At 69.1% G+C, this 14,936-nt stretch carries 13 protein-coding genes; 6 read left to right on the top strand and 7 right to left on the bottom strand.

The annotated features are described in order from the left end of the window. Nucleotides 1–34: 34 nt before the first annotated feature. A complete protein-coding gene (locus tag ACLJQM_RS14620) occupies nt 35–2,335 on the bottom strand; it encodes a CocE/NonD family hydrolase (protein ID WP_410631661.1) in 2,301 nt (766 codons plus the stop codon). Between the two features lie 164 nt (nt 2,336–2,499). On the opposite strand from ACLJQM_RS14620, the gene ACLJQM_RS14615 reads away from it, so the two are divergent. Continuing rightward, entirely contained in the window at nt 2,500–3,570 is a 1,071-nt protein-coding gene (locus tag ACLJQM_RS14615) for a quinone oxidoreductase family protein (protein ID WP_410631660.1), read from the top strand. Between the two features lie 24 nt (nt 3,571–3,594). Here the strand turns inward: ACLJQM_RS14615 and ACLJQM_RS14610 are convergent, their stop codons facing one another. After that, nucleotides 3,595–4,326, bottom strand: coding sequence for a FadR/GntR family transcriptional regulator (locus ACLJQM_RS14610; protein WP_410631659.1), 732 nt, complete (start codon nt 4,324–4,326; stop codon nt 3,595–3,597). Between the two features lie 237 nt (nt 4,327–4,563). Here ACLJQM_RS14610 and ACLJQM_RS14605 point away from each other — a divergent pair, with 237 nt between their 5' ends. The 4 genes from ACLJQM_RS14605 to ACLJQM_RS14590 are packed head-to-tail and all read left to right on the top strand — an operon-like array spanning nt 4,564 to nt 8,132. Further along, nucleotides 4,564–6,171, top strand: a complete 1,608-nt coding sequence (locus tag ACLJQM_RS14605) for a bifunctional 3-(3-hydroxy-phenyl)propionate/3-hydroxycinnamic acid hydroxylase (protein ID WP_410631658.1) — start codon at nt 4,564–4,566, stop codon at nt 6,169–6,171. 18 nt (nt 6,172–6,189) lie between these two features. Then, a complete protein-coding gene (locus ACLJQM_RS14600; RefSeq protein ID WP_410631657.1) occupies nt 6,190–6,621 on the top strand; it encodes a cupin domain-containing protein in 432 nt (143 codons plus the stop codon). A 4-nt stretch (nt 6,622–6,625) separates the two neighbouring features. Continuing rightward, nucleotides 6,626–7,522 (top strand): fumarylacetoacetate hydrolase family protein, encoded by an 897-nt coding sequence (locus ACLJQM_RS14595; protein ID WP_410631656.1) that lies wholly within the window; start codon nt 6,626–6,628, stop codon nt 7,520–7,522. A gap of 58 nt (nt 7,523–7,580) precedes the next feature. Continuing rightward, entirely contained in the window at nt 7,581–8,132 is a 552-nt protein-coding gene (locus ACLJQM_RS14590; RefSeq protein WP_410631655.1) for a nuclear transport factor 2 family protein, read from the top strand. A gap of 135 nt (nt 8,133–8,267) precedes the next feature. Here ACLJQM_RS14590 and ACLJQM_RS14585 read toward each other — a convergent pair whose 3' ends face one another. Beyond that, nucleotides 8,268–8,921, bottom strand: coding sequence for a hypothetical protein (locus ACLJQM_RS14585; protein ID WP_410631654.1), 654 nt, complete (start codon nt 8,919–8,921; stop codon nt 8,268–8,270). A 145-nt stretch (nt 8,922–9,066) separates the two neighbouring features. On the opposite strand from ACLJQM_RS14585, the gene ACLJQM_RS14580 reads away from it, so the two are divergent. Further along, nucleotides 9,067–10,809, top strand: a complete 1,743-nt coding sequence (locus ACLJQM_RS14580; RefSeq protein ID WP_410631653.1) for a CocE/NonD family hydrolase — start codon at nt 9,067–9,069, stop codon at nt 10,807–10,809. A 255-nt stretch (nt 10,810–11,064) separates the two neighbouring features. On the opposite strand, the gene ACLJQM_RS14575 is transcribed toward ACLJQM_RS14580, so the two are convergent. The 4 genes from ACLJQM_RS14575 to ACLJQM_RS14560 form a co-directional block, all read right to left on the bottom strand. After that, nucleotides 11,065–11,958, bottom strand: coding sequence for an IS982 family transposase (locus tag ACLJQM_RS14575; protein ID WP_410631815.1), 894 nt, complete (start codon nt 11,956–11,958; stop codon nt 11,065–11,067). Between the two features lie 184 nt (nt 11,959–12,142). Continuing rightward, nucleotides 12,143–13,351 carry an oxidoreductase gene (locus tag ACLJQM_RS14570; protein ID WP_410631652.1) on the bottom strand — a complete coding sequence of 403 codons (1,209 nt, stop codon included), beginning with the start codon at nt 13,349–13,351 and terminating at the stop codon, nt 12,143–12,145. A gap of 57 nt (nt 13,352–13,408) precedes the next feature. Continuing rightward, the gene (locus ACLJQM_RS14565; protein WP_410631651.1) at nt 13,409–14,260 is read right to left on the bottom strand and encodes an SDR family oxidoreductase; all 852 of its coding nucleotides are present in this window, start codon (nt 14,258–14,260) and stop codon (nt 13,409–13,411) included. A gap of 20 nt (nt 14,261–14,280) precedes the next feature. After that, complete coding sequence (locus tag ACLJQM_RS14560) at nt 14,281–14,925, bottom strand: NAD(P)-dependent oxidoreductase (protein ID WP_410631650.1); 645 nt, start codon at nt 14,923–14,925, stop codon at nt 14,281–14,283. Nucleotides 14,926–14,936 lie beyond the last annotated feature (11 nt).

Genomic DNA, 14,936 nt, shown 5'->3' with positions numbered 1-14,936 from the left:
CTTGAACTGCTGGTGCCGCGTCCTGGTACGGCGCTCACCGGCTGGGCGGCACGACCGGCACCTGCACGTAGCTCGGGTACTCGGGACCGGTGTGGACCGTGTTCCGGGCCCCGTCGTGGTAAGTCGGGTCGTAGGCGTGGCGCATCCCGTGCCCGACGCCGGTGTAGGGCTGGATGTCGACCCGCAGGCGTTGTCCTTTGCGGATCAGACCGGTGTTCGGGATGATCTCGACCTCGACCGGGACGACTTCGCCGTCCCGCAGCGGTGCGTAGTCGGCGCGCAGGTGGGTGTGCTTCGGCCGGAATCCGGTCGAGCGCTGCGCGTCGAGCTTGCGGTGGGAAGCCTTGAGCCAGCCCTTGGCCAGCGGGTAGAACAGGGTGGAGATCCCGGGGATGAGAGCCGGCCCGCAGAAGTCGACTTCGCGGTCGTGCTCGTCGAGCACCCGCAGCGCGACGAAGATGTCCATGTCCTCGCTGGTGGAGGCGACCCAGAGCACGGCCTTGCTGTAGCCAGCGAGGACGGTGTCGTCCTCGAATGGTGCGCTGACGAACGTGGCGCCTGGTGAGCATGGCGCGGACGTCGACCCGGTCTGCGTGACCGCCGGCGTCGGCGGCCGGCGGAATTCGGCCGTGTCCACCGCCGGTGAGAACACCACCGACGGCTCGACCTCGGCCGAATAGGTCACCGACTGCTGTGCCCGCGGAACGGTCCGGGTCAGCGCCCCGACGTGGTCGCAGCCGTCGTACTCCTGCTCCGCCGTTGAAGCGTCCAGGTACCACCGGACGTACTCAGTGCGCCCGATCGGCCACTCGTTCTCTTCTTGCAGGTACGAACCGCCGCGTCCGGTGCGGATCTCCAAGCGCACCGGCGGGGTGTCCATGATCCCGTTGTCGACGCCCTTGAGCCAGTGGTCGAAGAAAGCGACGTGATCCTCGACCGCTCTTTCCGAGTAGGACTTGACGAACCAGTCCTCCCAGAAGTCGATCTTCTTGTTCGACGTGGGCGTGTTGAGGTAGGTCTCGCTGCTGCCGAGCTGGTGGAAGTTGCCGGGGTGCGCCGTCGCGGCGACCGTCCACAAAGGTACGGTGAGGGCGTCGAGGTCGGGGCTCATCAGCACTTCGGAGCGGGGCCCGAAGATCGCCGCCGGATCGGAGTCCTTGAACGGGTTCGCCCGGGCGGTCGCCAGGAAGTCTTTGGCTTCGACCTCGCCGCAGATCGCGGGCACGATGCCGTTGGCGAACCAGCCGGGGAAGAACTCTTCGTTGAGGATGCCGCCGGTGTAGGCGACTTCCTCGTAAAGGTCGGTGTCGGTACCGATCGCGATCATCGCCTTGAGGTGCGGGGGCCGCAGGCTTGCCACGGCGTGCTGGCTGACGGCGTAGTAGGACATGCCCCACAAACCGACGTTCCCGTTCGACCACGGCTGGGTGCCGGCCCATTCGATCGCGTCGTAGTAGGCCTCGGCTTCCTCGATCCCCCAGATGCCCAGTGTGCCGGGGCTTTTGCCCGCACCGGGGCTGTCGACGCGGACCAGGGCGTAGCCGCGCGGGATCCACGTCGCGGTGTTGATGCTTTCGTGGTTTTCGTACTCGTAGCCGTCGGGGTTGCCCCGGAAGTACCGGTCCTCCATCACCTCGTGCCGTTCGGCGTCATCCGCGTCGCGGATCGAGTGGTGGACGAACGCGCGGCCGTAGACGCCGCAGTTCATGACGACTGGAACCGGGTCGTCGCCGTCGGGGCGGAAGACGTCGGCGTAGACGAACGAGCCGTTGCGCAGCGGGATCTTCACATCGCGGAACCGGCGGATGCCGAGAACGGTGCGACGAACCTCGTTGCGTGCCGCCGCCGCGGAGGTCAGGGTGCGCGGAGTGGCACCGCTGAACGCCTTCGCCTCGTTCAGTTCTCGCAGCAGCTGAATCACGGCCGGGTCATCGGTGAAGGCCTGAACAGGATCGGCCGGCGCGCCGGGCAGGGACATCGGGCGGTAGCGGAAGTCGATGGCCCGGTCGCCCACCAGCTCGTGGACCTGCGGCGTCAGGGTGATGCCGGTGTCGGAATCACCGTCCTCGTCGAGGGTCAGCAGGAAGCGGGCGATGTTGGTCAAGCCCGGATCGGCGATCTTGGCGATGTTGCCGTCGACTCGCGCGACGATGTCGGCGAGGGTGAGCCGGGTCGCGCCGCGCGCCACGCCGACCACGACCTGCCCGACCGAGAAGGTGACGATTTCGCCGTCGCGGAACTGGAACCTCCCGGCCCGGTCGGTGACGCCCGAGCAGGTCGGGGTGTCGAACCGCAGACCGGCCACGGGGCCGGCGATGGTTCCCTCACGCACCATGGCACTTCCCTCTGAGTCGAAACCGGGCTATAAAACACCCGTATCTTTCGCGTCTTTCGCTACTCTGATGCGACGGCGACCGTCTGTCAAGTTCGGATGTGCGGCCGCCCGCTCGGGAAAGGACCTCTTCATGGCACCAACCGGCACCGCTGTGAACGCGCGAGGTGCGGCATGACGGCGAGCGGGGCTTCCCGGCCCGGATCGGCCGACCAGCGAGACCGGGTGCCGGCGGTGATCGTCGACGCTCCCGGCAGCGAACCGAGACCGGGCTCGATCGTGCTGCCCCCAGCGCGCCCGGCACCACCGTGGTGGCCGTGGTCGCGGCACCGCTGAACCCGCTGGACCTGGCCATCGCGTCGGGAACGTTCCACTCCGCCCGGCACGACGCCCCCTACGTCCCCGGCAGCGAGTGCGTCGGCGTCGTGCTCGAATCCGGCCGCTACCCCACCGGCACCCGCGTGTACGCCGAGTGCCATGCCTCACCGGCCCGCCCCGGCACCTTCGCCACGCAGGTCCTCGTCGACGACGAGAACCTGCTCCCCCTTCCCGAAAAGCTCGATCCCGTCCTGGGCGCCGCCGTCGGCAACTCCGGCACTGCGGCTTTCATGCCCTTGATCGAAAACGCCGGCCTGCGCTCCGGGGACGCGGTGCTGGTGCTGGGAGCAACCGGGGCCGTCGGGCAGCTCGCGGTCCAGATCGCGCGCCTGAGCGGCGCGCGCCGCGTGGTCGGCCTCGCCCGCGACCGGACGGCGCTGCAGCGCCTGCTCGGCCTCGGCGCGGACGCTGTCGTCGAACTGCGCGCCAACGAGCCCGCCGAGGAGCTGGCGGGCCGGTTGCTCGCGGCGGCCGGCCCGGTCGACGTCGTACTGGATGGCGTCTACGGACGTCCGCTCGAGGCAGCGCTGCAGGTGTGCGCGCCCCGGGCGCGGGTGGTCAACATCGGCAACGCGGCCGGCACCGTCGCCCAGGTGCCGGCCGGGTTGCTGCGCGGGAAGCAGCTGACGCTGTCCGGCTTCGCCGGCCTCCACACACCGCTCGCCGCGAAGCGAGCAGCGCTGAACTGGCTGTGGACCGCACTCCTCCGCGGCGAGCTGCGCGTCGCGGTCCGCACAGTCCCCCTCGACCAGCTGCCGGCAGCGTGGTCGGCACAAGCACGTTCACCGCACGAGAAGTGCGTCGTGGTTCCCGGTGGGCACCAAGTCGCCGCATCCGGCACCCGGAACGGGGAAACGTGACCAGTGGCTGTCCCGAAACCATCGTCACTTCGCTGCGGCGGGCAGCCGGCCTGAGCAGCCGTCCAGCACGCCGGAGTCGGCGTCGCCCCGGTGCGCCGCCACGGCGGCGCGGACGCGATCCGCGTCGCCGAGCCTGATCGCCTCGACCAGTTCTTCGTGCACGGCCATCCGCTCGGCGAGGTAGCCGGCGGAGGCCGACGACGTCTGCGGGTCGGCCCGGCTGGACAGCTCGGTGATCGCGCGGATCAGCGCGACGTACAAGGCCCGGGCGAGATCGTTCGAGGTGATCTCGGCGATGCGTTCGTGCAGGGCCCAGTTCGCGTGCAGGAACGCCTCGAGATCACCACCGGAGCTGCGCATCGTGTCCAGGCAGTCGTCGAGGTCCCGCAGGTCCCGATCGGTCCGGTTCGCCGCGGCTTCGAGGGCCACCAGCTCCTCGAGCGAGTCACGGACGGCGATCGCGTGCGCGACCGTCGTAGCACCTTGCGGCACCGTCAAGAGCGTCTGGCGGAGCCGGACCACGGGACTGGTCTTGGCCACGAACAGCCCCCCGCCGCGTCCCGGGCGGACGTCGACGATGCCGCGCTCGGCCAGCAAGCGACAGGTCTCGCCGATCGTGGCCCGGCCGTAGCCGGTCTGCTCCCGCAGCTCCTCCATGGTGGCGACCCGGTCGCCGGGGCGCAGGCCGCGGCTGCCGATCAGCTGCTCGATCTCGGAAGCCAGGTTCTGCGCGAGACCAGGGGGACGGGAAAACATACGCATATTTTAGCTCTTGACAGCACACCGGTGTCAAAGCCAGGATCACAAACTACCCGAAACATACGGGTTGTTTGAGTGGCTCGGCCATCCCGCGGCCACACCGGGTGCCGAAGAGACGGCAGGAGGGCGAACGGCAGTGATGCAGCGGACGTGCGAGCGGGTGTTCTCGGCGGCTGAGGCGCTGCCGGGCCCCGAGGACGAGCAGACTGTTCCGAGCACGGGAGACCTGGGCACATGACGATGACTCCGGAACGGGACCCGGCCGCGGCCCCGCCGCGGGTGGTCGACTGCCTGGTCGTCGGCGGCGGTCCCGTCGGACTGCTCACAGCGGTCCTTCTGGGGCAGGCCGGTCTCCGGGTCGCCGTGGTCGAGCGCCGGCCGCGGCGCTATCCCCTCCCCCGGGCCTGCACGATCGATCACGAGGCGATCCGCATCCTGCAGGCCGCCGGGCTCATGGCCGAGCACGCCGAGCTGTTCGAACCGTCACGAGGTGACCGCGGCGGCTACGAGTTCCGCAACGGCCGGGGCGAGCTGCTGCAAGCCATCGACTGGAACCGGGCGGCCGAATCGGGCTGGGCCAACACCAACGGCTTTCACCAGCCGGACCTCGAAGCCGCCTTGGAGGGCCTGGCCGTCGCGACCCCCGGGGTGAGCGTCCACCGTGGATGGTCCTTCCAGACCGTGAGCCAGCACCACGACGGGGTGTCGGTGCACCTGCACCGCACCGACGCCCCGGCCGAAGTCGCGCCGGTCGGGTCGCGCTGGCTGGTCGGCGCGGACGGAGCCAACAGTGCCGTGCGCCGCCGGCTGGGAATCGGCATGGAGGACTCGGGGTTCACCGCCGACTGGCTGGTGGTGGATTACGCGCCGCTGGTCGAGGAGAACTGGACGGCCTTCGTCACCCAGTACTGCGACCCGGCGCAGCCGGCGACCGCGGTCAACAGCGGCCCGGGCCGGCGGCGGTTCGAGTTCATGCGCCGCGCGGACATGACCATCGAGGAACTGGGCCTGGAAGCCACCGCCTGGCGGCTGATGGCCTCCTGGGGCGTCACCCCCGAGACAGCCCGGCTCGAACGACACGCCGTCTACACCTTCCGGGGCAGGTGGGCGCACCCGTGGCGGGTGGGAAACGTCTTCCTGGCCGGCGACGCCGCGCACGTCATGCCGCCTTTCCTGGGGCAGGGCATGTGCTCGGGTCTGCGCGACGCGCTCGCCTTGGCCTGGCGCCTGGACCTGGTGCACCGCGGGCTCGCCGGACCGGCGGTGCTGGAGACCTACGGTCCCGAACGCGCCGGGCACGTCCGGGAACTCATCGACGAAGCCGTGGCCGCGGGCCGGGTCATCTGCGAACTCGACCTCGAACGGGCCGCCGCCCGCGACGCGGAGATGAAAAGATTCGCAGCCGATCCCGAGGCGGTCACCCGCGAACCACCCCACCCGCGCCTGGGCCGGCCGTCGCTGACGATCGACAGTGCCGGCGTCGACGGGCGGCTGGCGCCGCAGGGACGGGTCCACGTCGACGGCCGCGTCGGCCTGTTCGACGACGTTGTCGGCGGCGGCTGGCAGCTGATCAGCCTCGGCGGGGATCCCGCCGAGCTGTGCGACGCCGGCGACCTGGCCTGGTTCCAGCAGCTCGGCGGCGTCGTCGCTGACCTTTCGGGCCGCGGACACCTCCACGACGTCGACGGGTTCTACCAACGCTGGTTCGCCGCACACGGGTGCCAGGCAGTCCTGGCCCGTCCCGACTTCTACACCTTCGCCGCCGGTAGCCACACCGACGTCCCGCACATGCTTGCGCGCCTGCGCCAGGCGCTTCACCCAGCCCCGACCGCAGGAGAGTGATCGATCATGGGCATGCAGGTGACCCGGCTCGCCGACGCCGAGCCGTTCGACCCGCCGGGACACCGCGGCGTCGGCCCCGTCCGTCTCCAAGGCGGTGACGACAGCCCCGGGTCCGCCGTGACGGTGACGCTCTCGCACTACCTGCCCGGCGGCGAGGCGGCGATGGCCCCTCAGCCGGCGGAGACCGTGTACGTCCTGCTGGCCGGCGAGCTGGTGATGATCACGGAAGAGACCGAAGCGACGCTGCAGCCTTACGACTCCGTGCGCTTCACCGCCGGCACCGTGCGCCGCGTGGTCAACCGAACCCACCTTCCCGCCAGCATGCTGGTCATCCGACCGGCGGTCAGCTCAGCAGCCCCCGGCCGAGATCCGGGCACCCACGCCGCCGGCAGCGACGCGCGTGCACCGGCCGAAGCACCTCGTGGTCGAGGACCACACCCAGAAAGGTGAACAGATGAGAATCGTCGGCGTCCGACGCCAGCCCGGTGCCTCCGCTGTGGAAGTCGCCGCCTTGGCCGATGAAGGCGAAACCGTCACCGTCATCGCCTCGCTGAGGGACTTCTGGGTCGACCCGGCCGAGCAGCTGTCCCGGCCGTTCACCGGTCCGACGGTGCCGACCACCGAGCTGCAGCTGGTACCGCCCGTGCTGCCCGATGCGCGGGTGCTGTGCATCGGGCTGAACTACCGCGACCACGTCGCGGAAGGCAGCTACCACGATCAGGCCCTGCCGCCGTACCCGACGCTGTTCGCCCGGTGGACCCAGTCCCTGACCGTCGACGGAGCGGAAGTTCCCGTGCCGGCCAACGAGCCGGGACTGGATTGGGAGGGCGAAGTGGTCGCGTGGATCGGAGCGCCCCTCATCGACGCCTCGCCCGAGCACGCGCTGGCGTCGGTCGTCGGCTACTCCGTGTTCAACGATCTGACGGCTCGAACCGCGCAGAAGCGCACCTCTCAATGGACGCTGGGCAAGAACGCCGACCGTTCCGGGCCGATCGGGCCGCTGATCCCCGCCGCCGAAGTCGGCGATCTGCGCCGAGGCTTGCGGCTGCAAACCAGGGTCAACGGCGAAATCGTGCAGGACGCCCGCACCGACCAGATGATCTACACCGTCGGGGAGACACTGTCGCAGGTCTCGCACACCTTGAGCCTGCGACCCGGTGACCTCCTGGCGACCGGGACACCATCCGGTGTCGGCTACGCCCGCACCCCGCCCCGGCTGTTGCGGGCCGGAGACACTGTCGAGGTCGAGGTGGAACGGCTCGGCGTGCTGCGCAACTCGGTGGTCGGCAACAACCACCGGTTCCCACCGGCTCCGGCCGCGACGGCGACCGGGCGACCTGTCACCAGGTGACGGCCCGCCGGCACACCCATTCACACAGACGATCACCAGCTTAGTGAGGAAGAGGTCAATGAAGATCGAAGAGCTGAGCGCCCGGGCAGAAATCCACGACGTCGTGCTGCGGTACTGCCGCGGCCTCGACCGAGTGGACATGAACCTCGTCCGAGGCGCTTTCCACGCGGACGCGTGGGTGCAGTTCCCCGAGAGCCTGCACGCCGGATCCGTCGACGGCTTCGTGGAGTTCCTGTCCGCCGAGATGCCCCGCTTCGTCCGGACGATGCATTTCCTCGGCAATAGCCTGATCGACTTCGACGGACCGGACGTCGCCCACGTCGAAACCTACCTGCAGGCCGACCACCAGGCATCGGAGAGGCACCACTGGAACGGTGACTACGTCAAACTTTGGGCCCGGTACCTCGACCGGTTCGAGCAGCGCGACGGCGTCTGGCTGATCGCGCGCCGCAAGCTGGCCGTCGACTGGATGTACCGCTACCCCGCCACCGGCTGGTTCGACGACCACCCCGACGCCTCCACCGGGCTGCGCGACGGAAGCGACCCGGCCCTGCAGCCGGTCGCCGGATTCGACGGTACGCCGCTGACCACACAGGACTGGCCCGCCTGACCGCCAGCACCGACACGAACCGAAGGGAAAAGTTCGGCCCCGCCGTTGCCGCGTGGTCAGGTTCGGCCACCTTCAGGCACCGAGCCGGACGGGATTCCGCCGTGGTTCACTCCTGCGCTCGACGTGACGGCTCGGTCACCACGATGCTGTCCGCGGCTTGCGGGAACCGCCGGTCACCTTCAGCGCCGGAGCAGGCCGGGCAGCCGACGAAGGGAGCCGCACCTGACCCCGCCCGGCTCGATGAGCACCGCCGTCGTCTTGCCGGGAACGGCTGCTGTCCGGCGCGAGCAGGGGCTGCAACGCGGTGGCCGCGGTCGCCACGATCGAGTCGAAGGGCTCATCCGCGATGGTCGGCACCGCGCGCAGGCGCGTGTCGCCATCGTCCTGCAAGTGGGCCGAGACGCCGAGCATGAGCCGGGCCTCCAGGAAATCGCGCAGCTGCGCGGCTGCTTGCTCGTTGGCGATCGCGCCGCGCAGCATCGCCCGCAGCGGCTCGGCGGACAGCGGATCACCGTCTCGGGGGCCGCGCCAGGCGTCGGTCAGCTGCTCCAGCGTCGAGGGCGGCACGGACATCACGGCGCCGAACAGCTCGTCCTTGGACTTGGAGAACTGCATGACCAGGGCCGCGTCGACGCCCGCGTCGGCGGCGAAGCAGGCCCGCGCCGCTTCCAGGAGGGCTTGCCGGGTGACGTTCCGGCCCAGCTGGTCGAGCCCATCGTCAACAACGATGGATATTCCATGGCGGCGCGCCTGAATTCGCCCGAATCCGGCTGCCGGGAGGCGCCACAACCGGGAAGACCACGCGTTCGTGTGATCTCAACGGATGTTGATATGTCTGGCGAACGGCGGTACGTTCATGACAGTCAGTGACGTCTCGGCCTCCCCGCACGCTGGACGGAGCGGTCCTCGGACGCAGGAACCAAAGGAGCTCACCATGGCCGACGACCAGAAGATCTACATGCCGTCCCGCCCCCTCGAAGCCGGTGACAGGTACGGCATCCTGAGCGATTTCGACCCCGGCACCCGCACGCTGGAGGCCGGCTTCCAGATCACGTCACCTTTCCTGCCCTTGCCGGTCGACGTCGTCTTCGAGAAGGACGTCGCGGTCACCCTGCGAGACGGCGTGACGATCCACGTCGACGTGCTGCGCCCGGCAGGAACGGACAAGGTACCCGTCATCGTGGCCTGGAGCCCCTACGGCAAGGGCCAGGGAACTTCCGACAGCGTCATGGGAGTGTTCAACCTGGTCGGGCTGGACAACGGCATCGTCTCCGGCCTGGAGAAGTTCGAAGGCCCCGACCCCGCTTACTGGTGCGCCCGCGGCTACGCGATCTGCAACCCCGACATCCGCGGCGTGGCCAACTCCGAGGGCGACAGCGTCCTGTGGGACCGGCAGGAAGGCCGCGACTGTCACGACTTGATCGAGTGGCTGGCAACGCAGGACTGGTGCACGGGCAAGGTCGCGATGAGCGGCACCTCCTACCTCGCGGTCTCGCAGTGGTTCACCGCCGCCGAACAGCCCCCGCACCTCGCCGCGATCAACCCCTGGGAGGGCGTCAGCGACGTCTACCGCGACCTGGTGCTGCGCGGCGGCATGCCGGACCACGGTTTCGCCCGGCAGCTGCGGGACTACAGCTTCTGGGGCAACAGCCGCAAGGAAGACATCATCGCCGAAGCCGACCGCTACCCGCTGATGAGCGAGCTGTGGGAGAACAAGATCCCGCAGTTCGACCGGATCACCGTGCCGGCCTACGTCGTGGCCAGCTACTCCAACACCTTGCACACCGCGGGAACGTTCCGCGCCTGGCGCCGGATGGGGTCGCAGGACAAGTGGCTGCGCATCCACAACACCCAGGAATGGCCTGACTACTACGACGAAGCCAACCGTGAGGACCTGCGCCGGTTCTTCGACCACTACCTCAAGGACCAGGACAACGGGTGGGAGCAGACGCCCCGCGTGCGCTACTCGGTCCTCGATCTCGAAGGCGGTGACCAGGTCGACGTCGCCGCCGACGCGTTCCCGCCGGCCGGTGTCACCGCGACGAAGTTCTACCTCGACGGCCGTTCGCGCACGCTGACCACCACCGCACCGACCGAGGTGGGCGCCGCGGTCTACGACGTCGGGGCGAACCCGGACGTGGTCTCCTTCGTCACGGGCTTCGACCAGGAGACCGTGCTGGTCGGCTACCCGAAGGCGCACCTGTGGGTCGAAGCCCGCGGCGCCGACGACATGGACCTGTTCGTCCTGGTCCAGAAACTCGACGCCTACGGCACCCCGCTGCAGCAGTTCACGGTGCCCAACCAGAGCGCGATGGTCCAGGACGTCACCGAACGCGGCGCCTCGATCTTGCGCTACAAGGGATCCGACGGTCGTCTGCGCGTTTCCATGCGCCACCTGGACGAGGCACTCTCGACCGACGAGGTGCCGGCGCACACGTTCGACCGGATCGAGAAGCTCGCTGCCGGCGAGATCGCCGAGATCGAAATCGACCTGTTGCCGATCGGTCTGGCGTTCCACCCCGGCGAACAGCTCCGCTTCGTCATCAGCGGCCGCTCCCTGCTGGGGCCGATGATGCCCCGGCTCTCCGAGTACACCCCGGCCAACAGCGGGCAGCACGTCATCCACTCGGGTGGAGATCACGCGTCGTACCTGCAACTGCCCCTGCAGGCGCGCTGACCGACGTTGTCGACGTGGCACCACCGAGCCGCACGATGCGTCGCAGCCGGGACTACGGCCCAGAATGGCGAGTCACAGTGACCGACGCTGGCGTGCTGACGAACTGGGGCCGATGGGGCTCCGACGATGAGCGGGGTACGACCTCGACACCGTCCTCCGGGGCACGGTGCTGCCGCTGCCCGCCGTCGCGCTCGCCCGGCTGGGCACGCCCTTGATCGACGGCGCCGAGGTCTAGACGAGTAGTGCGTAACTCGGTCAGTGGTCGTAAGCGGTCAGGGATCGGGTGATGGGCTGGCTGGTGGCGCGGTTGTGCCAGATGGCGGCGGTAAGAGCCAGGAGGCGTTGGGCGACGCGGACACCGACGCCTTCGATGGTGCGCCCACCGTGTTGTTCGAGGTTGAGCTGGCCTTTGAGGGTGTCGTTGACCGACTCGATGAGCTGGCGGATGGACTTGAGCAACGGCTCACCGGAATGGGGCGTGCGGTTGCGGCAGGACGGCCGGATCAGCCGGACCCCGCGCTCGGTGAGGTAGTGGTCCAGTTCGCAGGAGACGGAACCTTCGTCGGCGATGATCGACAGCCCCGGGCGGTCGGTGAGCAGGTGGGGTTCGTGGCCGCAGATCGCCATGAGCACCTGCCGCTCGTCGACCTTCGGATCAGCCAGCGCCCAGACGATCGGCAGTCCGGCCGGGGTGCAGACCAGGTGCAGCCGCAGTCCCCAGAACCAGCGCGAGTGTGAGCGGCACAAGCCGTACTTGGCCCAGCCGGCCAGCTCCGAACGCATGACCGTGGGCCGGGACCGGCCGCACTCCACCGAGGTGGAATCAACGATCCAGGTGGCGTCGGTCCACAGGTCGGTATCGGCCGCCAGCCAGCGCATGACGAACTTGATCAGCGGCAATGCGGCACGCAGGCGGCGGTTGTAGCCGGACTGGCCGGGCAGGCAGCGGAACGCCCCGGGCATCCGGGCGGGCAGGAACCGCAGCCAGCGGGCCTCGGAGGTGAACCCCAGCAATGCCTGGGCCACGGCCAGGGTGACCAGCTCCGCGTCGGTCAGCATCGGTGGTCTGCCCGTTCGGCGCCGGCCGGTGAGGTGGTCGTCGATCTTGACGTAGAGTGCGGTGAGAAGGGTGTTCAGGTCTGTCGTCACAAACGGATCTTGGACACCCTTCGTCCGTCTCCAGTCACCACCCACACTTACGCATTACTCGTCTAGGGGCCCGCCACGGTGCGGCGGGAACTGGGCGGTGAAAGTTCCTGTTCACCGCCGCTCCCCTGCCGGCCTGCCCGCGTCGTCCACTGTGGACGACACGGGCGCAGGCCGGCACGGCCCGCTAGATCATCGGCGTGATCCGCTCTTCGGAACCGACCAGCGCTTTGCCGTAGATCTCGTAGCACACCATCGGCAGGATGCCCGCGTGCCGCGACGCGACCTCGGAGTCGCGCCAGATCCGCTGCAGCGGGTTGACCTCGGCGAATGCCCCCGAGCCGTGCGCGTAGAGCAGGGTGTCGATGGCCTTCACGACGTGCTCGATGGCCCAGCCGATGTCCGCCCGGATCCGGGCCCGGGCCGAGAAGTCCAGCTTCTCGCCGCTCGCCGCCGCGGTGTCCAGGTCGTCGGTGACGCGGTGGGCGTGGAAGTGCGCGGTGTCGAGCATCATCGTGGCCTGGGCGAGCTGGAGCTGAAACGCCACGGAGTCCGCCTGTCGCGTGTAGATCGTGTTGCTGATTCCCTTGGTGGCGGCCTTCTCCCGGACCAGCTTCAGCGCTGCGCGCCCGAGCCCGAGTTGCGGACCGACCATGCCGACGGCGAAGAACGGCCCGAGCGGCGACCGGTAGAGCGTCTCCTCGACGTGCTCTGTCGGGAAGTCGCCTTCGATGGCCGGCGGTACGGACATGATGCGGTGGGCCGGCACGAAGATGTCCTCGGCCACGAGGCAGTTCGACCCGGACGCGCGCATGCCGGCGACGAACCAGGTCTCCTTCAGGTCCACGTCGGTACGAGGCACCAGCGCCATGCCGAGGTCGACGATCTCTCCGGCGTCGTCGGTGATCGGCAGGCTCAGCACCGCCCAGTCGGCGTGCCACGACCCGGAGTTGTAGAACCACTCACCGCTGACGCGGAACCCGCCGTCGACCTTCTTCGACTCGACCTTCGGGGAAAAGACCCCGGACACCAGTGCGTCCGGGTTCGCTCCCCAGACGTCGCCCTGCGCCTGCTCCGGGAAGCAGCTCGCCAGCCACGCACCCGAGTTCAGCAGCGAGACGACCCAGGCGGTTCCGCCGTCGGCCTCGCCGACCGCCGCGGATACGTCGACCAGGGTTCGGATCGATGTCTGGTACCCACCGAACCGCTTGGGCTGCAACAGCTTGAACAGACCGGCTTCCTTCAGCGCCTGGATGCTCTCCTGCACGACGCGCCGGTCCTGCTCGCCCTGGGCGGAGTTCTTGCTCAGCAGCTCGCGGAGGCCTTCCGCACGGGTGACGAGTTCCTCGACACCCGGAGCGCCGCTGACGGTGATGTGGTCGATCGACGTGGTCATGCTCTTTCCTCACAACTCGGCGCGCGCACACGCGACTTCGGACAACTCCAGGCCGGCTCAGCTCCCGGCAAGCTCGCGCTCGACGTACTCCGCCAGCGTCGTCGGCGGCCGGCCCAGCAGCCACGTGAGCACGTTCGGGTTGCCGGTGATCCCGTACCGGTTGTAGTGACCGAATAAGCGGTACATCGCGTCGTAGGTGAACTCGTCCTCTTCGCGCTTTTGCCGCGCTGAGTCGGCCAAATCGCCGATGGGACGCGCCTCTGCTTCGACGGTGCGGCCGGATGCTTTCTCGATGGCCGCCGCGATCTCGTGGCCGTTGACGTAATCGGACCCGCACAGCTCATAGATCGCGTAATGGTGATGGGGGTCCCCCACCACCTGCGCGGCCACGGCGGTGACGTCCTCCAGATCGACCTGCGCCAAGCGCGTGTCCGGGGAGAACGGCTCACGATGCACGCCGGACTCGACGGTGAGCGGCACGTTGATGTTCTGCAGGTAGTGCATCGGCTGCAAGATCGTGAACGGGATCGGAGACTGCAGAACCGCCCGCTCGACCGCGAGCTTCGCCTGGTGGTTGAGCAAAGCCTCGATCTGCGGATGAGTCACCGAAAACTGCACGAAGTGCCCGACATCGGCACGCCGCGCCGCAGCGACCACGGCCCTACCGATGTCTGCCTCGCGATGGTGGAACAACGGTCCGATGTGGACCACCGCGTCGACGCCGTCCATCGCTTCGGCCAGCGCGCCCGGCTCCAGCAGGTCGACCACAACCGTCTCCGCAGCGCCGAGTTCGGTGACCTCGTGCACCGACGGAGCGATGTCCACCGCCCGCACCTGCTTTCCCTGCTTCGCCAAAGCGCGCACAACGCTGCGCCCGGTACGACCACTCGCCGCGGTCACCAGAATCATGATCTCTCCCGGGTTGTGCGTCAGTAGGCGACGGTGAACCGCTCGCGGCGGTGGACGGGGTGCTCGATCTCGTCGACGAAGGCCTGGGCGAAGTCGGCGCCGGAGATCTCCGAACGGCCGTCCGCGGTGGAGAGCAGGACGTCGCGACCGATGCGGAACTGACCGGTCGGCACGCCCGGTGCGTAGTGCCCGAATCCGTGGGGTGGGCTCAGCACGAACCAGTCCAGGTCGGGGTCGCTCCCCCGCAACGCCTCCAGCACGGCGTCCGACGCGCGCGCGAACTCCTTGAAGCGGTCGGGGAACTGCTCGGTTTCGTACAGCTTCGACCCGCCGGGCTCGACGAGCAGCGAGCCCGCGCCGCCGACCACACCGAGCCGGGCGCCGAGGATCCTCGCCACGTCGGCGATCTCGGCGTTGACCTCCGCGAAGCTCGTCTCCAGGTCCCCATTCGGCGCCAAGGCCACCACGATCACGTCGGCCCCGGACGCGGCGCGGGCGACGTCACCGCGTGCCAGCGCCGAGCCGGTCACCGACTTGGCGCCGGCGGGCAGGTCGTCGGGGGTGCTGCGACTGAAGACGACCACCTCGAGGCCGCGGCCCGCGGCCTCGCGTGCGATGGCCCCACCGGCGTACCCGGTGCCACCGAGGACACAAATCTTGGTCACGACTGCGTTTC

It is taken from the genome of Amycolatopsis sp. cmx-4-83 (assembly GCF_046548815.1).
In the GTDB taxonomy this organism is placed as follows: Bacteria; Actinomycetota; Actinomycetes; order Mycobacteriales; family Pseudonocardiaceae; genus Amycolatopsis; species Amycolatopsis pretoriensis_A.
The sequence above is the reverse complement of the archived record's forward strand: the minus strand, read 5'-3'. Positions and strand labels throughout refer to the sequence as shown.

Excerpts from the sequence above, each read along its gene's own strand:
- ACLJQM_RS14605 (WP_410631658.1), top strand. The coding sequence starts at position 4,564 with ATGACGATGACTCCGGAACGGGACCCGGCCGCGGCCCCGCCGCGGGTG.
- ACLJQM_RS14565 (WP_410631651.1), bottom strand. The coding sequence starts at position 14,260 with ATGATTCTGGTGACCGCGGCGAGTGGTCGTACCGGGCGCAGCGTTGTG.
- ACLJQM_RS14570 (WP_410631652.1), bottom strand. The coding sequence starts at position 13,351 with ATGACCACGTCGATCGACCACATCACCGTCAGCGGCGCTCCGGGTGTC.
- ACLJQM_RS14595 (WP_410631656.1), top strand. The coding sequence starts at position 6,626 with ATGAGAATCGTCGGCGTCCGACGCCAGCCCGGTGCCTCCGCTGTGGAA.
- ACLJQM_RS14610 (WP_410631659.1), bottom strand. The coding sequence starts at position 4,326 with ATGTTTTCCCGTCCCCCTGGTCTCGCGCAGAACCTGGCTTCCGAGATC.
- ACLJQM_RS14590 (WP_410631655.1), top strand. The coding sequence starts at position 7,581 with ATGAAGATCGAAGAGCTGAGCGCCCGGGCAGAAATCCACGACGTCGTG.
- ACLJQM_RS14620 (WP_410631661.1), bottom strand. The coding sequence starts at position 2,335 with ATGGTGCGTGAGGGAACCATCGCCGGCCCCGTGGCCGGTCTGCGGTTC.
- ACLJQM_RS14580 (WP_410631653.1), top strand. The coding sequence starts at position 9,067 with ATGGCCGACGACCAGAAGATCTACATGCCGTCCCGCCCCCTCGAAGCC.